This is a genomic window from Rhodanobacter terrae, from assembly GCF_042657005.1.
In the GTDB taxonomy this organism is placed as follows: Bacteria; Pseudomonadota; Gammaproteobacteria; order Xanthomonadales; family Rhodanobacteraceae; genus Rhodanobacter; species Rhodanobacter terrae.
Genome location: NZ_JBHSNG010000034.1, coordinates 1 through 18,062, shown reverse-complemented (window position 1 = coordinate 18,062; position 18,062 = coordinate 1). Strand labels below are relative to the sequence as shown.

Here is an 18,062-nt window from a genome sequence, read left to right as displayed (position 1 = left end):
CGCTCAATCCTGCAGACGCACGATGACGGCGGAAATGTTGTCGCGCGCGGCACGCTGCAGCGACAGCTCGAACAGGCGCGCCAGCAAAGCCTGCGGCTCGGGCTGGTTGCGGGACTCGACGTCGAGCTCCTCGTCGCCCAGTTCCTTGTTGATGCCGTCGGAGCAGAGCAGGAATTGCGTGCCGGGCCGGCTGCTCGCCACCACCCAGTCAACGAACAGGCGTTCCTCGGCGCCGACCGCGCGGCTGAGCACGCCGGCGCCAGCCTGCAACGTCGCCGTGGCGCCGCCGAACTGGGTGACGTCGTCCTTGGCGCCATGCACATGGTCGCGGGTGATCTGGCGCAGGTGGCCATCCTCGTTGCAGTAGGCACGGCTGTCGCCTACCCATCCGCAGAGCATGAAGTCGGGGTCGTGCACCAGTACCACCACGGTGGAACCGATGATGTCGACGCCGCGCGCGGCTGCGGTGCCGAGCAGGTCGGCATTGACCCGCTCCAGCATGTCCTCGATCGCCTCGATGAAGTCGACGACGCTCTCCGGCCGCGTCAGCGCACCCAGCCGCTCGACGATGAGCGCGCTGGCATAGTCACCGGCCGAATGGCCGCCCATGCCATCGGCGACGACCCACAGGCCGATGTCGTCGCGCACCAGGATCGCGTCCTCGTTGTGCCGGCGTACCTTGCCCGTGACGGAGCGACCCGCGGAAACGTAATTCGTCATGGTGTGATCTCGATGACAGCCAGCGGCCAGGGGTCAGGATCGGTGCCCAGCGCTGCGGCGTGTGCAAGAAAGGCGCGCGCGTCGTCGCAGGCCGGCAGCGCCAGCGCCTGCGCCAGCAGGCTCTGTTCCAGCCCGATCATGCGTCGCGTGGCCAGCAGCAGGAAGCGGTCGCCGCGCTCCACCGCGCAGACGATCTCGTCGCTGCGCGGCGCACCCGGCGCGCCGAGGCCCGCCGCAACCGGCGAGCTCCTGCTGTGCAGCAGATCATCGACGTCACCGCCCTGCTGCGGATCGACGGCGAACACCGGACGCAGCTGGCCACGCCGCCATTGCCACACCTCGCCGGTGCCGATGCGCAGCAGCGCGGCCCAGCGGCCGGTGGTATGCAGTGCCACCACGGCCGCGTCTTCCATCACCGGATCGATCAGATCCTCGCCGGAGAGCTGCAGCAGCGGGTGGCGCGCAAGCAACCGCTCGCGCAGGTTCTGCATGCCGCCGGAGAAGTCCCTCGGCGCCATCGCGGCGGCGACTGCATGGGCGGTCACCGCGCCGCGACAGCGCGGATCGTGTGCGCCATCGTCGGCGGCCAGCAAAGCGAGCGCACCGTCCGCGCTGAGATAGACGGTACCGCGCTGGGGCGACGGCGATGCCGGATCGGCCGTCGCCGATGTCATCGGCGCGACCGGATCGGCCGCCGGTGGCCCCGCTGCTGGCTTGACTGCCGAGGCCGGGGCGTGCCGCCCGAAGCCCGGCACGGTCACATCATCCGGTATGGGAGCCGCCAGAATGGGAGCAGCCGGAACGGGAGCCGCGGGTGTGCCGATGCCATCGAGCAGCTCGGAGAGATCGTCCGGCAGGCGCGGCGGTGGCTCGACGGACGATGCCACCATCGATGCTGCGGCCGGTGTCTCCTCCACCGGCGCGGCAGGCGCATGCGGCGCGGGCGCATCATGCGATCGACCCGCCGCGGTTGAGGGTGCCTGAAAGCCGGCCAACGAAGCCCAGCCCGCGCTTGCCTGATAGGCATCGAGAAACGACGCATAGCTGGCGGGCTGCGGCAGTCCCTGGGTGAGCAGGACGCTGGCCGGCACGTTGCCCGCACCGTGCGTCCACCACAGGCACCAAGTGCCCGCGACGGCCTGCACCTGCGACCACAGCGTGTGCAGGAAGGCGCCGGGCTGGCGCTGCGCGGGCAGCGGCAGCCGCCACTGCGGCGCGGTGCGCCAGTCGGTGCCGCGCAACACCGCGAGCGTGTCGCGGCGATCCATCACCAGCGGACTGGGCAAGGTACTCAACTGCGCGTCGAACGCATCGGCACCGGCACCATGGAACTGCGCCTGCACAAACAGATGCTCCAGCGCATTGAACCAGCGTTCGCCGTCGCGCAGCACCCGCGCGAACGGATCGCGCTCGTCGCTGTCCGCGTCCAGCGGGGCGGCCATCACCATCGGAAAGCAACGGCCCACGCGGTCGGCGGCCGGCGCCATCAATCCTGCCCAGGCCGACTCGGTGCACACGCCTGGCGCGAGCACGAAACGCCAGGCGGGGCTGGCATGCCAGACCTCGTGCCAGCGCTCGCCAAGCTGTTCGCGGCTGGCCGCCACGGCCTGCTCGAAGTGGCGATCCCAATGCTCCACGAAGGCAGGCGGCAAACGCCGCTGCACGAAGTCGCCCGCACCGGACAGCTTGCCGAAGAAACCCACCGTGCCCGCGCTCCCCCCGGTCGCCTGTGGCATCGGTCAGCCTCCACACCGGAAGCGTTGCAGGTCGGTGCCGAGGAAGGGATTCTTGAGATTGTTGGCCTGCAGGGTGATCTTCGCCACGTGCCCGCCGAAATTGAAACTGGCGGTGAAACGCAGATCCGACTGCTTTTGCAGGTTGGCCGCCTGCAGTGCACGGAAAAACGCCCAGTCGCCCTGATAGTCGAAGCTGCTGATCAGGTTGCCGGCGGTGTCGTAGGCGGCGATCGATACCTGGCCCGGCTGCGGCCCGGGCCATTTCATCGCCGCGCTCATCGCGCCGCCGGGCGTGTATTCGTACTTCTGCCCGGCCACGCTGATCGCCAGCTTGCCGATGCCGGCGTCCAGCTGTGGCGCCAGCCAGGTGAAGTCCACTTCCGGTGTGGCGCTGCCGTTGTGGAAATACATCTGCTTGATGGCGTCGGCCAGTTGCACCTGCGCCAGCATGCCGGGTGAACCGCTCACCGCACCGGGCCCGGTTTTCCACTGCCAGGTGCGGCCGCTGGCATCGACCAGCTTCTCCAGCGAGGCCTTGTAGAAAGCGTCGAACTCGCCGCCGTAGCCGAACAGCTCGGCAAAGTTCTGCAACGGTATCTCCGTCTTGCCATCCGGCGCGAACGGATAGCGCCCACGGGTGAAGTCCGCGCAGTCTTTGGCCACCGACTGCTGAAACTGTTCGCCCAGTGCGCCCTTGGTGCCGCTGGCGACCAGCGCCTGGCTCTTGCCGGTGAGCGTGGCGACCCAGTCGGATACCGGCGGCGGCAGCTGCGCGGCAGCCTGCTGCGCCAGCAGCAGCTGCGGGTTCGGCTGACCGGCCGTGCCGCTGAAGTCGGTCATGGTCAGCAAGGTCTTGCTGAGCTGGTCGAGCGTGCCCAGAGTCTGGTCGATCGGCGTGGCGCCGGGCGGGCCGTCGCTGAGCTTGTTGAGCGTATCGAAGTGCTCGCTGATGGCCGCACCGGGCTTCTCCGCCGCCGCGGCCGGCGCACCGGCGGCGCTTGCCAGCGCCCGGCTGAGCGCGCTCTGGGTAGCCTTTTTTTCGGCCGCATTCCTGGCTGCGTCCAGCGCCTTGTCGGCGCCGCCTTCCGGTGGCGCACGCAGCAGGTCGTGGGTGTTGTCGCGCACCACGCCCAGCAACGCCTTCAGCGGCGAACTGGGGCCGGACAACTTCGCCGCAATGACGCTGGCATCCTGGATGCTGGTGACCGGCTGCAGCTCCAGGTCGGCCAGCAGGTCGTCCCAGGCCTTGATGTAGTCGGCCTGGTACAGCCCCAGCACCTGTTGTTGCAGGCGCGCCTTCTCGATCGCATCGATCTTGCTGGCGCCGAATACCCAGTCGTCCTGGGTGAAGTTCGTCACCGCCTGCGCGATGCCCTTGTTGACTTCGTCGGCAAACACCGGCTGGGTGAACAGCGGCGGCAGCGGCGCGGAGAGCGGCGTGCCGCTCTTGCGGCGCAGCACGTTGCCGAGCAGTCCCAGCGCCTTGTCCAGCCGCAGCGGCGGCGCGTCGCTGCCGTCGGCGGTCAGCTTCAGGCTTCCATAGACCAGCGCGGAAAGGTCGGCCGTGCGCAGCGTGGCGCGAGCCTGTTCGACCAGGCCGTCGTCCAGGCTGACCGCGCGCAGCTTGCCCGGTTCGGACACCAGCGCTTGAAAGTGCTTGGCCAGGGCCTGCTGCAGCACCGGGTCGCCGGGGAATATCTTGCGCCACTCGATCCTGGTCAGCGCGATCAGCTGGTCGGCGTCCTGGTGCTTGGGCTCGCCCAGCATCAGGTAGCCCTTGAGGTAGTAGTACAGCGCCTGGGGATCGCTGGCGTTGCCGGTGAGGCCTGCGCGGAACTGCGAGGCCACGCCGGGCAGCAGCAGACCGTTGAGCTCGCGGATATAGGCGTCGTGCACCTCGCTGCCCACCGCGTGTCCCTGATAGAGACCGAAACGCATCAGCAAGGGCACCCTGCCCTTGTATTGCCGGGCCACGTCCTGCACGGCGGACAATGCTTCGAGCCGCTGCAGCACGGTCGCGAAGTAGGCCTTCTGCGTGGCGACTCCACCGAGGTCGCTCTTGACCGGGTAGCCTGCCAGTGCGGACTGCACCTCGGCCAGATAGCTGCGGTTGTGCCCGTAGCTGGTGACGAAGCCGATCATCAGCAGCGCGGCAAGCAGCAGCACGCCACCGTAGGAGGCCGCCTGCAGCAGGATCTTCTGCCGCTCCAGCTTCGGGTTGGTGCCGGCAAAACCGGACTCCTTGAACAGTACGTCCTTGAGCAAGCGCTCGACGAAGAACGTGCGCTGCTGGGCACCCTTGGCCTGCACCCGCGCAACATCTACGCCGAACGTGCGCGCCACTGCGCTCATCATGCGGTCGATCGGCGCGCCTTCCTGCGTCCCCGAGGTCAGGTACACGCCGCGCAGCAGCGACGGCGTACCGTAGGGATTGGGTGCGAACACGCCCTCGACGAACTGCCGCGCCACGTCGTGCAGCGCGCCCAGTTGCTGTGGAAACGAGAGGATCGCCGCCCGCCGGCTGCGGTCGGCTTCGGCGTGGAGGCGGTCGAGCACGCGCGTGTTGAGCCGGTCCAGCAGCAGCTGGAACTCGTCGGCGAAGGCCTTGGCCGCGCTGCCGTCCATCGTCTTGCCGACGGGAAAGGACATGCCCCAGACCTGGCTGCGCAGCTCGGGATTGAGGTCGTCGAAGAACTCGCTGAAGCCAGCGATCAGGTCGCACTTGGTCAACACCAGGTACACCGGCACGCCGATGTGCAGATGCTCGGCCAGCTCGTCGAGCCGGCGGCGCACCGCCTGGATATGTTCGTAGCGGCCGTTCTCGTCCAGCACCAGCAGGTCGGACATGCTCATCGCGATCAGCACGCCGTTGATCGGCCGGCGCTTGCGGTACTTGCGCAGCAGCTTGAGGAACTCGCCCCAGGCCGAGGCGTCGGCGCCGCGATCGGAATCCTGCGTGGTGTAGCGCCCGGCGGTGTCGAGGAACACCGCCTCGTCGGTGAACCACCAGTCGCAGTTGCGGGTGCCGCCGATGCCGCGCAGCGCCTCCTTGCCGAAACGATCGGACAGCGGAAAGTTGAGTCCGGAGTTCTGCAGCAGCGTGCTCTTGCCCGAGCCCGGCGGGCCGATCACCACATACCACGGCAGCGTGTAGAGATTGCCGCCGCCGTGGCGGCTCTTGCGCAAGGTGTCCACCGCCTCCTGGAAGCGCGTGGCCAGTTGCGCCCGCTCGCTGGCGCTGCGGTCGTCACCGGGCGCCGCGCCGGCCGCACCGGCATCCTGCCCCGCGATGTCGCCGGACATCTTCGCGGTCTTGCTGCGCAGGCGCAGCTGCTGGATCTGCAGGCACGCTACCCACACCACCAGCAGCACGATGATCACCACCAGCCGTGTCACCGGACTGGCCAGCGGCTGGCTGTCGCCGATGCCCAGATACGGACCACCCAGCCAGATCAGCACCGACAGCAGCAGCAGTCCGACCAGGGCGATGAACCAGCCGGATTTCAACAAGGTCAGAAACTTCTTCACGAGCCTCAGCCCTCCGGGATGTACTTGATTTCCACACGCCGGTTGCGCGTGCGGTTGGCCGGAAGACTCGGCGGCAGCGCAATCGGCTGCGACGAGCCCGCGCCGCTGGATTCGAACCGCGCGGGGTTGTCCAGCCCTTGGCCCAGAATCTGCATCACCGAACGCGCACGTGCCGCCGACAACTCGAAGTTGTCCTTGTACTTGAGCGAATGGATCGGCTGGTCGTCGGTGTGGCCGACCACGATGGCGCGGCCCGTCACCTGATTGAGCGCGGCGGTGATCGTGTGCAGCAGCGGCACCTCGCTGGCGCTCACGTCGACGCCGCCGGAGGCGAACATGTCGGTGGCGCCCAGCCGCACGAGTTCGGCCCCGCCCGGCTGCTCGATGATGGCCAGCTTGCCGGCCTGCTCCTCCGGTGCCAGCAGCTGCTTGAGCGTCTTGCGCGGTGCCGGCGGGTTGATCTGGTTGAGCCGCGCGGTATCCGGCGGGGTGGCGCTTTCCAGCCCGATCTGCGCGACCTGTGCGCTGGCCGGTCCGGACAGCGCGTTGAGCCGGGTATAGAAAAACACGAAGGCGACCAGCAGCACGCAGGCGGCCGCCGCCGCGATCACCCACAGCGGCACGTAGCGGATCAGCGGATTGCGCCGGTCCTCGATGCCGCGCCAGTGCGGCGCCAGCTCGTCGGCCGGCGCCGGGCGCTGCGCCTTGATGCGGCGGTACAGGTCTTCCTGGATGTCGGCCAGCTTGGCGCGGCCGCCGGACTCGATCTGATAACGGCCGCCGAAACCCAGTGCCAGGCACAGATACATCAGCTCGATCAGGTCGATGTGGCGGCTGAAATCCGCACACAGGCGCTCGAGGATCTGGAAGAACTTGGCGCCGCCGTAGGACTCGCCGTGGAACGTCACCAGCAGCGTCTTCTGCGCCCAGCCGCTCTGCTCGCCCCAGGGCGCGTTGAGCACCGACTCGTCGAGCATCGCGCACAGCACGTAGCGCGCGGCGGTGATCGTCTGCGCCGGCAGGCCGGCCGCGCTGGCATGGCTCTCGAACTTGCGCACCTGGTCGATCACCTGGTCGCGCAGGTGGGTGGCGTCGGGAGGCGACACGCTGTGGCGCAGCTGCACGCCGAGCAGCAGCAGCGCGCTGGCGGTCTGCACCAGCGGGTTCATGCCGCCGCCGAGGAACTCGCTGATGTCGGCACGCGGCTCGTCTTGCGCGCGTGGCGGCAGCGGGCCGCGCGGCGGCGCCGGCGCATAGACCGGCGGCGCGGCGGCGGGCGGCGCGGCGGCGGGCGGCGCGGCGGCGGTCTGCCCGCGCGGGCGCACCACGGTGGCGTCGTCGGGAACCGGGGGATAGCCGGGCGGATTGCCGGGACCGTTGGGAGTATTCATCTGCTCAGCCCCTGATCGCCCACAGCTGCAGGTCGAGGCCGGCGAACTCGCTGCCGAAATGGAAGGCGATGCCGCCGGAGGTCTTCAGCTCGCGCCACATCGGCGAGTGCTTGTCGAATTCGAAATACAGATAGCCTGCGTTGTACGGAATCTGCCGCGGCGCCACCGGCATCGGGTTCACGCCGATACCCGGAAGCTGCAGGTTCACCAGGTCGCGGATCTTCTCCACCGGGCCGATCTTGGACACTGCCGGCAGCTGGCGGCGCAGGTCCTCGGACTTCAGGTCCGCCTTGGCCGCCAGCACGAAGGCGGCAGTGTCGAGCAGGCTCAGGTCCGGCACCACCGCCACCCATACGCCGAACTTGCGCTGCTGCAGCGGAATCGGCGTGGCGGTCTGCTCCATCACCGCGCTGAGGCAATTGCGCAGCGCGAGGATCACCGGCTCGAAACTCTCGCGCAGCGCCTCGTGGCGGTATGCGGGAAACGCCGATGGACGCTTGCCCGCCGCGGTGAAGGTGGCCAGCTCGCCGGCCATCATCACCAGCGCGCGATACAGATCTTCCGGATGCAGCACCGGCGCCTCGCACAGGTGCGCGATCAGCGGCTGGCTGCGGTTGACCACCTGCAGCAGCAGGAAGTCGGCGATCTCGGCCGCACCGCCGCGATCGGTCACCGCCACGCGGCTGGCCAGCGCCTCGCCGCGCTGGTGCAGCAGGCCCAGCAACTCGGTGAGGAAGGTCACCAGTCGCGGCACCGCCTGGCAGCTGAAACCGGTAGGCATGAAGCCCTCGTCCAGCATCACGCGCCGATCGGAGCGGCACTCGACGATGCGCGCCAGCGGCAATTGCGTGAGCCCTTCCAGCGGCTGCGACTGGGGCAGCAAGCGGCTGCTCATGCCGCCCACTTCGAGCACCGCGGTGCCGTCGGTACTGCCCGACGCATCGCGCACCTCGGCCTCGCGCACGCGATAGCGGAACAGCTTCTCGGCCGGTGCCTCGGCGCGCCCGCTGTCGGGCTGGGTCGGCGAGCGCAGCGGCAAGGTGAGGTAGACCGTCTGGTCGCGCCAGTTGGCGTCCACGTCTAGCGCCGGCGGCAGCGGATCGTCGCCCGGCATCGCGAACGGCGTGCCGTCCGGAAACACGCCCCGCGCGCGCTTGATGCCGAGCTTGCCGATCGCCAGCAGGTCGGTCTCCAGCTCCAGCTCGGTGAAGCCCCAGGTGTAGGGCCGCAGCGCGCCGGCGCGCAGCTCGACGAAGCGCTCCAGGTAGCGCTCGTGCTGCTGCAGGTGCTGGGGCCGCAGGAACAGGCCCTCGCTCCATACCACTTTGCTGTTTTGCGTCATTCGCTTTGCGCCCATCTCGAAAAATGTCGGCACCGGCCTGATCGCCGGCGCTTGTCGTATCTACCGTCGCGCGCTGTTGCGCCGCGCCGATTTCAGCCGCGCCAGCTGCTCCTCGTAGGCGCGCGCGAACTCGTCGCCGAACAGCCGCCGGAAGCAGTCGTCCGGATTCTTGATCAGCCCCTCGAAGTTCTCGCGGTACTTCTCCCAGTACCTGGCCTTGCCGCCGAAGGCCGAACGCTTGCCGCCGTCGACCTCCTGCTCCAGCCGGTCCGGGCCGAAGTGCGCCAGCAGCGATTCGAACGCCGCGCGCACGCCGGCCAGCATCGCCATCTGGTGGCAGCGGATGTCGTCGAAGGCGTCGTCGAACGCGGCCGGGCCGGAGAGGAAGGCCGCGTTCGGCGGCGCCATGATCTTCTGCAGCGCCTCTTCGGCCGTCGGCGCGAATTTCAGCGGGTTGTTCTCCGAGCGCTGGATGATCGTCACCGGCAGGCGGAAGGTGTTCTTGATCTCGGCGCGCGCGCGCAGCACGTCCATCACGCCATCGACCACGATGCCGAGCATCTGCTGCATGTCGGTCGGCAGCGCGCCGCCGGCGGCCGGTGCGGGCGGCAGAGGGCTAGTCGCCGGCGCTGCGGCAAAGGGATCGAGCAACGGCGCAGGTGCGGGTGTCGGCGCGGGCGCAGGTACCGGGACGGCCGGGGCAGCCACGGCGGCGGGCGGCGTCTTGGGCGCGAAGTCGCCCATGGTCAGATCCCAGTTTTCCGGCAGCGGTTGCGCCTGGCGCTGGCCCTGGGTGATCGGCGGATGGAAGTAGTCCTCCATGCTCGGCGTGTGGTTCCAGCTGGCCGCCGGCGCGGGAGCCGGCGTGGGCGGTGATGCATAAGGGGCATCGAGAAAGCTCAGCGGATCGAGGTCGGCGCCATCCGAGGACGAGGCACCGGGAATCAGCCTGTCGTCGTGCAACGCGCCGACCGAAAGCGATGACCCGAGGCCAAGGTCGGCAAAGACGTCCAGCGGATCGACCGCCGGCGCGCGCGCGCCGGCCGGCAACGGCGATGCGGCAAAGGTTTCCACCGGGGCGGCGGCCGTCGGCGCCTGCAGGTTCACCGAGACCTCGAACGTATCGATCTGCAGCCGATCACCCTGCTTCAGTGCCGAGGGCTCGCCCTTGATCAGCGGCACGCCGTTCAGCAGCATGCCGTTGGTGCTGCGGTCCTCGATGAAGTAGATGCCGTTGAGACAGCGGATCATGGCGTGCACGCGCGACACGCCCGACGCGCTGAGCACCCAGTCGCAGTCCTCGGAGCGGCCGATGCTGCCGTCGCGCCCCTCGAACGCCTTCTGGCTGCGGTTGCCGAACTGGGCCGCGTGGCGACCCATCACGGCAAGGGTCAATGTCTGCGAAGTCGACACGCTCAGATTTCCTCTCGATCGAATGCGACCATGGCCGCCTGATATGCCGCCGAGCGCATCGCCGTCCGTGCGCTGTTCATGACTCGCCGCCTCCCGCGCCGAGCAGGCTCATGGCGCGCTCGATGAACGCCGCGCGGCGCGCCCCGAAGTTTGTCGCGTCGAGCGCCGCCATCAGGTTGATCGCCGCCACCGTGGCGCGCGCGGTGAGGTGCTCGGCCGGCGGTACCGGCGTCTCCTGCGCCGCCGGTGCCAGGCTGCCGCCCGACCAGCCCGCCGCGGCGGCCAACCATGCACCGAGCGTCTTGTAGCCGCCCGCGTGGGCGAACTCGAACGCGGCGCGGCGGTTGCTCTCGGTCGGTTCGCGTACCCACTTCTCGGCCAGCGCGGCGCCGGAGCGATCTTCGTGGGTGAGCGGCTGGTCGCGCGCGCACTGGCACAGCCACGCCACCGCGTAGCGCTTGGGCAGCAGGCGCGCGAGCAGCTTCAGCGCGTCCTGCGGCTGACCGGCATCGAGCAGATCCTGCACGGCCGCCTGCGGCGTCATGTCCGCACGCAGGCGGGCGCTGGCCGGGGCGGACAGCTCCATCTGCACGGAGGCGTGGATTACCGCTGACATGTGCGTGATTCCCCCGTTAGCCGATCATGATGATGCCGCCGGACACCTGGGTCATCGCATCGCCCTTGACCGTGGTCATGGTGCCCTTGACCGTGGTCATCGCGGTGCCGGCCACTTCCAGCATGCCGTCCGAATGTGCCTTGAGGCTGGCGCCGGCGCCGAGGTCCATGGTGGCGCCGGCCTTGATGCCGACCTCGACCTGCCCCTCGATCTTCACGCCGACGTCGGCGGTGATCTTGATGTTGACGCCCTTGATCTCGATATCGCCGGAGCTCTTCATCACGATGCTCGATGCGCCCGTCACCAGCTCGATCTCGGTGCCGGCGCTGAGCTTGAACTTCTGCCCGATGGTGCTGGTGCCGTTGGCGGTGACGTCGAGCTTGTCGTCGTTCTGCACGGTGACCTTGCGATCGTGCTTGACCGTCTCGGTCTGGTCGTTGTCCACCGTGAGGGTTTGATCGTGCTTGACCGTGGTGATGTCGTCGTGATCGATGGTGACGGTGTGGTCGTTCTCGACCTCTTCCACCATGTCCTTCTGCGCGTGGATGAAGAACTGCTCGCTGCCCTTCTTGTCCTCGAAGCGCAGCTCGTTGGCATCGTCGGCGCTGCCCAGCAGGCTGCGGCTCTTGATGCCGCTCTGGGTCTTGTTGTCCGGCAGCGCGTACGGCGGCAGGTTGTCGGCGTTGTAGACGCTGCCGATGATCAGCGGTCGATCCGGGTCGCCCTCGAGAAAACTCACCACCACTTCCTGCCCCACGCGGGGAATGCTCACGGCACCCCAGTTCTTGCCCGCCCACGGCGAGGCGACGCGCACGGGACACGAGCTCTGCGCGTTTTCCTTGTCCGGCTTGTTCCAGTGGAAGGTGACCTGCACGCGGCCGTACTTGTCCACCGCGATTTCCTCGTCGGTGTCGCTGCCGGTGACGACGGCGGTCTGCATGCCGACCACCTTCGGCTTTTCGGTCTTGAGATCCTTGCGGAACGGAAGGCGACTGGAAAGCGCGCGGAAGTGGCAGCGGAAAGTCAGGTTGCCGCCGCTGCCGGAAGCATGGCCGCCGCCATGCACCTGGATGTTCGTCCCCGTGATCAGGTATTCCTGATTGAGCGCGCTACGGGGGTAGTCCGAGAGTGTGAAGAGATTTCCGATCTGCGCGCTGCAGGCGTCGGTGATGCCGCTGTAACGCGAACGCGAGGCGGTGAATGCCTCCGCACGAACGTTGGCGTAATGCTGGCCGACCCCCGCCTCGCCATGCGCGCCCGGAAAATCGAACGCGCTGTAACTCTTGCTCGGCTGGTGGCCGTCGCTGGTATCGGACGAGAGCAGCGAGGTCTTCGGCGTCAGCGGGTTGTAGTCGGTGAGCTTGAAGGTGGCGCTGTCGACGCCGCGGGTCGACTCGAACATGCTGACGGTGGATTGCGTGCGCAGCATGTTGTCGAGTTGCGCGGCGTAGGGCACCGTCCTGAATTCGTCCGCCGCGGAATGCGCGCTCACCCCATCGGCCAGCACCATGGTGTGCTTGGTCTCGCTGTGCACAAAGTAGTAGTAGATGCCTTCCTGCTCCATCAGGCGATGGATGAAGTTGAGGCGATCCTCGCGGTACTGCACGCAATAATCGCGCGCTGCATAGCTCCCGGTGAGGCTGAACTTGACGTCGGTGTAGCCGGACTCGGAGAGCAGCTGCTTGATGATGTCCGGCGCACTGATGTTGGTGAAGATGCGACAGTCGACCACCTGCTCCAGCAGCCACGGCTTCGGCACCAGGGTCACCGCATACTGGGCGTACACCAGCGACTCCACCGTGGCGACGCCGGTCTGCGACGCCTCGCAAACCATGCCGTTGAAGTGCCGCACGTAGCCGTCTCTGGCGACCAATGTCACCGTCATCGACGTGCCCAGCAAGGCACTCAGGTCGATGCCCGCGTCGCGGCTCTCGAACTGCACGTGGAACCGGAACAGCTCGCCCAGCGCTTCGTCCGCACTCATGTCCACGAACAGCAGGTCGTCGCACTCGGTGGATGTGATCGTGATGGGATCGCTCATGCGACTACGTTCCTGGAATGATTTTGTGGCCGACCATCGTCGCAGCAGGCAGCACGACGATCATCGCCCGGCCGTTGACGTCGCGAACACCGACGCGCCGTCATGCCGGCTGGCCTGCACTGCGACGCGCGCAAACCACCCAGCTCGTCACCGGCTTGCCACCTTCCTTGCGCAGGCTGTCTGCGGCGATGCCTGTGTCGACGAAACCCGCCTCGTGCAGCACACGCTCCACATAGCGATGCGAATGACGGTAGCGGCCGCTGGAAGTCAATTCGGCGCGGTCCTCGTCGCCCTCGATCGCCTCCAGCGTGAAGCCCACCCAGCCACCCGGACGCAACGCGCCGTGCGCGGCGCCAAGCACCGGCGCCAGTTCACCGAAATACACCAGCGTGTCGGCCGAGAGCACCACGTCGAACTGATCCGGATGGCGTTGCAGCCAGTCGGTCAGCTCGGCCACCTCCAGCGAGTCGTAGCCGCCGCGGGCGCGCGCCTTGTCGACCATGCCGCCGGACAGGTCGACGCCGACCAGTCGGCGTGCCTGTGAGCGGATCAGCGGCGCGCAGAGGCCGGTGCCGCAACCGGCGTCGAGCACGTCGAGGCTGGCGGCCGCCGCGGGAAGCTTTTCCAGCAACGCGCCGATCAACACCTCCGGCGCGCGGTAGCCGAGGTTGTTCAGCAGCTGCTCGTCGAAGCTGTCGGCAAACCCGTCGAACACGTCGCGAACGTAGTCGTCGGCGGCACGCGGGGGCGCTGCGGCGGCGCCGCAGGAAGCCAGCATGTGGCGCGGCACCGGATTGTCCGGCTCGCGTTGCAGCCACTCGCGATAGACCGCGGCCGATTCGTCGTGCCGACCCAGGGTGTAGAGCGCCACGCCCAGGCATTCGAGCGCGCGCACATTGCGCCCGTCGAGGCGAATCGCCTGCCGGAAGCACTCCGCCGACTGTTCGAGATGCTCGATGTGCTGGGCGTGATTGCGCAGGAACAGGCCCAGCATGTAGTGGCCGCGGGCATGGTTCGGCGCCTGCTGGAGCAATCGGGTATGCGCCTCGAAGGCGTCGTCCAGGCGCTCCCTGGCCTCCAGCACCACGGCCAGATTGCCCAGCGCGTTGTAATGGCCGGGGTCACACTCCAGCGCGCGGCGGTAGCAGGCCTCGGCTTCGGCCAGACGCCCGCATTCCTTGTGGATGTTGCCCAGATTGTTGTGCGCGTCGGGATGGCGGGGGGTGATCTGCAGCGCCGCGCGGATCAGCTCGACCGCCTCGTCGCTGCGACCGCGCTGATGCGACAGCACGCCGAGAAAATGCAGGGCATCCGGCTGCGCCATCCGCATGTCCAGCACTTGCCCATAGAGCCGCTCGGCCGTATCGAGGTCGTCCGCCTGATGCGCCTCGATCGCCTGCGCCAGTACTTTCACAAACGGCCGCGGCGCTGCCTTGGCGGCCTTGCGGCGACGATCGGAAAGAGCCGGGTTGCGGTTCATGCGGCCATCCCCCTCAGCCGATCAGCACGGTGAAGCAGCCGAGCACGATGGTGCCGCCATGCGCGCAGCTGTCGCCCAGCCGCGCGGCCGGCTGTCCGCCGATCAGCACCTTGGGCGACCCCATGACGATGCTGTCCGGCGGTCCCACACAGACGGCCATGTCGCCCAGCCGGGCCGCCGGCAGGCCGCCGATCAGCACGGTGGGCTTGCCCGGCGCCGAGATCGGGCCGCCCACATGCGGCACGATGCCGGTCACCATCGGGCAGACGTGCAGGTCGGTCAGGCGTGCGGCGGGTTGCGGCATGGCTCAGCGCTCCACATTCGCGGCGTGGCGCGCGACACACTCGAACGAATGGCATGACTGGAACATCCGGCACCTCCCCCGGTTTCGTGCCGCCAGGCCAGTTCCGGCAGTCGGATCTGAGATTGGCACTCCATAGTCAGGTGCGTAAAACGGCGGCGAATTTGGTCACGCGGCCGGTGTGGACCTCCCCGTGCCCGGCATTTCCCGGGCTGCCTGCGGCGGACGCGCACTCGCCGCCCGCTGCACAGGACAAGGATCGAGTTGCCCCAGCCCGAATGCGTCTATCATTACCGTCACCGTGGTGGTGTTGAGCTCGAAGATTTCGGCACATTTGTTCGAAGGACAGGATGTCAGCCGCATCCCGTTGCTTCATATCGATGTTCTGATTCTTTTCACCGATTATCGAACCCGTCGACGGCCGCAAGCCTGCGCGCCCGCACGACCAGCTTCTGCCAGTCGCCTTCCGTGGAGAAGGCGCGACTAGCCAGGCCATTCACGAGCTCCGAATAGGCTTCCGTAAATTTGCTTGCCGTTACGCCTCCAAAGACGGTCTTGACACATTCCCGCGGCCCAACATCAGGCCAGTCCGATCTGCCTGGACGCGTTGCTGCTGATGGCGGCGGAAAAACCCTTCCTGTGGTGCCACCAAACACCTCACGCCGTACCTTAAAGTCGATTTGACCCCCGGTATCTACCCCTGTTTCCTGGCGACCCATCACCACCACATCCCCGGGCTCGTCAGGTCGTATAGCCGGCAGTCCCCACCGTCGGCGGGAACAGTAGCCAGGTATTGCCGGGCAGCGCGTCATATTTTTTTTCGAAATAAATCATGATCGTGATGTTCTTGCTGGCCGCCAGCGCGCTGAAGCGCGCGCAGCACGCCAGGCAGGGCCGCGTGTCCTGGCCGATGCCCAGCAGTGTCTTCCCGGCCAGGCTGGTGCCGATGCTTTTCCACAAACCGCGCTCGGCGCACTGCGATGCCGTATTGTTGATGACGTAGGGGGTATTGGTGGCCAGATCCACCTTGTTGATCTTGGCTGTGTCGTTGTCGTAGGTCGCGGCGAAGGCGTTGAAGTAGATGCTGTTGGAGGCCTTGCCGCCCTTGGGCACATTGACGGCCGCGTACAGGGCTTTGAGGCATGCCGCCGATGGAAATCCGTGATGCCCGCCGAGGGTGTCCATCGTCTGCGCCGTGACCAGATTGGCCGTCGTCAGCGCCACCGTGGCGGCGTTGTCCCACTCGGGCGCGTCGGAGGTGTCGCGCGCCTTGGTGGCGGACCTCGTCACCACCGTCTTCCATCCCTTGAAGCGCTGCTCGCAGGCCGGACATGAGGCGGGTTTGGTGGTGGCCTCGACGACTTCGTCGCACGCTTTGCACTGAAAGGCCATGTCACTTTCCAATCGAATGTGGATGAAAGGCGCGGGTTCGCCCCGCTCGGAATAGCGAGACCACCCCGCCACTCATCATACTGCCGTCGCCTGTTTCCTTCATGCAGCCAGACCGGCGACGCTCCCGTCAAATTGCCAGTTTCTGCGCTTCACGCATCTGATTCACTCGCAGGAAGCCCGCAGGATGGGTGCCGTCGTCGGGGGTGTCGCCCATATACCCCTCGGTGCTAGCGAACAACCTTTCCGGATCGCCCGAATTGATGGTTAGAAATATGATCGCGAAGGAATCGGCGTAATACTCCCATGAGGTATGGTTGTCCTTCGACCAATCCGCGTAGAGAGACTTGAGCACATTGGGATATATCTCGCGGATGGCAAAGTCGGTCTGGTGTCCGAATTCGTGCCCCAACGCGAACAGCGTTGGAATGGCACCGTGCTGGATATCTTTGTAGGAGATCCACATTTCCACCCCACCGGCCTGGGTGTTGTCGATGAAATTCGGCACGACGTTCAACTTGAGATTGGCCGCCTTTTCACGCCACAACACCAAGCTGGCATCGAGTTCACCCACGGCGCAGTTCCTGAAGGCACTTCCACGCTGCAAGTTCTGACGCGTCAGCCGGCTAAGCAGAAACTGTTTCCAATTCCGAACGATGTTCAGCGCAGCCCGGATCGACCGACCTTCGACGGCGTACTTTTCGCGTAGTGTCGGCTCGACCTCATCCTCATCCATATACATTTTTTCGGTACAGAACTTCGTGATGAGTTCTTTCTTCTGTTGCAGCGGAACCCTGTCAGGTTCTTTGAGCACATCTAGGCCGAAACCTCTCTTTGGAGCCATGAACTCGAAATAGAAAATGACATCACTCCATTCATCCGTTGTCAGTGCCATGAACGTTACCCTCGATAGCGCAGGCTCCCATGAACAAAACAGGGGCCAGAGTGAAATTTTACGTACCATCGTTTAACCAAACATCCAGTCGAGTGGCTATTGCGCTAACCGTCAACGCCTGAATGAAATATCAATTATTAAATACAAACGACTGTCGCATCGAAGCACTACGCAAGCTTCTTTTTGAAAAAATTGGCGAATCCAACGTTGGATATATTCCAGTCCGTGTTCAAATAATTTATTACCTTGCCTTTTTTTGCAACGCCTTCCTTAAATATCCCATCCAGGCACTTATTTACCTTAGGCCAATCTTGGCTTTCCGCGTAATCGTAAAGATCCTTTAGTTTGAGACCAAGCGTATTACCCTTACCCATTGGAGGAGTGTCAAAGCCATCATTACCAGGATCGTCCAGGCGGCTACCGGGTGTTGGCCCGAGGAAAAAATTTCCCGGCATCCAGCAGAAATTTGAAGCGAGGCCGTTAATGGCGTCCCAATGTGCGGCCGGCATATAGGGCTGGCCATTATTTTCCATGGCCAAAGCGGCTGCACCAGGAAGCGGCAAAGGTATTACGATCCCTTTGAGATATTTAGTGGCGGCTCCAAGCGGTGCTTGATTGGCACCTCCGTTGCCACCCACGTATGCCGCTTTCTTGATTCCGCTCCAAAGCTTGTCGTCCTTATTATCTTGTAGATCAAGCAAGGCGCGATTCATGATGTTTTTTAATGTATTCCATGGAACCAGATGGTGTTTTGTCCAGCCCCGCTGATCTGATCCAAGTGAAGACCAATTATCGGTAGCATCGTCAGTTTCCACGGGGCGTATGTTGCCCATTTGAAAGCGCAGGTCGCCAAGAGCAGCGACGGCTGGAAAGTTCGTATGATTAACATTTATCAGCCACGGCATGTTGATTTGCTCCCGATGGGAATCGATGTCGACGGAATCCGACCCGGAACCAGGGCCGGAAAAACATGGGGTGGCGCCTCCTCTGAGTGGAATGGAACAGGAATCGACAAAACAGGAAGCAGAGCGTAATTCTACAGATATTCGTTCAGCCGAGCATTCAGTCGAATGGCTGTTCCAATAACCTGATTAGCGTCGAACCTCAGTGAAGAAAATTACTCGCCAAGCGCAGCATCGGCTCCGGGCAAGGCTTGCAGAGCACCATCGCGCGCGTCAGCCGCGGCAGCAGGTCGTGCAGTCGAAACCGG

Annotated in this window: 13 protein-coding genes; all 13 read right to left on the bottom strand. The window is 65.8% G+C overall.

What is annotated here, in order from left to right:
* Nucleotides 1–3 precede the first annotated feature (3 nt).
* The gene (locus ACFPPB_RS18675; RefSeq protein ID WP_377329897.1) at nucleotides 4–720 is read right to left on the bottom strand and encodes a PP2C family protein-serine/threonine phosphatase; all 717 of its coding nucleotides are present in this window, start codon (nucleotides 718–720) and stop codon (nucleotides 4–6) included.
* A complete protein-coding gene (tagF, locus tag ACFPPB_RS18670; RefSeq protein WP_377329895.1) occupies nucleotides 717–2,456 on the bottom strand; it encodes a type VI secretion system-associated protein TagF in 1,740 nt (579 codons plus the stop codon). The genes ACFPPB_RS18675 and tagF overlap by 4 nt, the downstream gene beginning before the upstream one ends.
* 3 nt (nucleotides 2,457–2,459) lie before the next feature.
* Nucleotides 2,460–5,984 carry a type VI secretion system membrane subunit TssM gene (gene tssM / locus ACFPPB_RS18665; protein ID WP_377329893.1) on the bottom strand — a complete coding sequence of 1,175 codons (3,525 nt, stop codon included), beginning with the start codon at nucleotides 5,982–5,984 and terminating at the stop codon, nucleotides 2,460–2,462.
* A gap of 5 nt (nucleotides 5,985–5,989) precedes the next feature.
* Nucleotides 5,990–7,375: a type IVB secretion system protein IcmH/DotU gene (icmH, locus tag ACFPPB_RS18660; RefSeq protein WP_377329891.1), complete on the bottom strand. Its 1,386-nt coding sequence runs from the start codon at nucleotides 7,373–7,375 to the stop codon at nucleotides 5,990–5,992.
* 4 nt (nucleotides 7,376–7,379) lie between these two features.
* Nucleotides 7,380–8,717: a type VI secretion system baseplate subunit TssK gene (gene tssK / locus ACFPPB_RS18655; RefSeq protein WP_377329888.1), complete on the bottom strand. Its 1,338-nt coding sequence runs from the start codon at nucleotides 8,715–8,717 to the stop codon at nucleotides 7,380–7,382.
* A 60-nt stretch (nucleotides 8,718–8,777) separates the two neighbouring features.
* Nucleotides 8,778–10,130 (bottom strand): type VI secretion system-associated FHA domain protein TagH, encoded by a 1,353-nt coding sequence (gene tagH / locus ACFPPB_RS18650; RefSeq protein ID WP_377329886.1) that lies wholly within the window; start codon nucleotides 10,128–10,130, stop codon nucleotides 8,778–8,780.
* A gap of 76 nt (nucleotides 10,131–10,206) precedes the next feature.
* On the bottom strand, nucleotides 10,207–10,746 hold the full coding sequence (locus ACFPPB_RS18645) for a DUF6931 family protein (RefSeq protein WP_377329883.1): 540 nt from the start codon (nucleotides 10,744–10,746) through the stop codon (nucleotides 10,207–10,209).
* A gap of 16 nt (nucleotides 10,747–10,762) precedes the next feature.
* Nucleotides 10,763–12,787: a type VI secretion system Vgr family protein gene (locus tag ACFPPB_RS18640; RefSeq protein ID WP_377329881.1), complete on the bottom strand. Its 2,025-nt coding sequence runs from the start codon at nucleotides 12,785–12,787 to the stop codon at nucleotides 10,763–10,765.
* A gap of 100 nt (nucleotides 12,788–12,887) precedes the next feature.
* Entirely contained in the window at nucleotides 12,888–14,267 is a 1,380-nt protein-coding gene (locus ACFPPB_RS18635) for a tetratricopeptide repeat protein (RefSeq protein WP_377329879.1), read from the bottom strand.
* A gap of 13 nt (nucleotides 14,268–14,280) precedes the next feature.
* On the bottom strand, nucleotides 14,281–14,571 hold the full coding sequence (locus ACFPPB_RS18630) for a PAAR domain-containing protein (protein ID WP_377329877.1): 291 nt from the start codon (nucleotides 14,569–14,571) through the stop codon (nucleotides 14,281–14,283).
* Nucleotides 14,572–15,309: 738 nt separating this feature from the next.
* Nucleotides 15,310–16,032 (bottom strand): hypothetical protein, encoded by a 723-nt coding sequence (locus ACFPPB_RS18625; RefSeq protein ID WP_377329875.1) that lies wholly within the window; start codon nucleotides 16,030–16,032, stop codon nucleotides 15,310–15,312.
* 55 nt (nucleotides 16,033–16,087) lie between these two features.
* On the bottom strand, nucleotides 16,088–16,852 hold the full coding sequence (locus ACFPPB_RS18620) for a hypothetical protein (protein ID WP_377329873.1): 765 nt from the start codon (nucleotides 16,850–16,852) through the stop codon (nucleotides 16,088–16,090).
* A 167-nt stretch (nucleotides 16,853–17,019) separates the two neighbouring features.
* Entirely contained in the window at nucleotides 17,020–17,757 is a 738-nt protein-coding gene (locus tag ACFPPB_RS18615; RefSeq protein WP_377329871.1) for a hypothetical protein, read from the bottom strand.
* Nucleotides 17,758–18,062 lie beyond the last annotated feature (305 nt).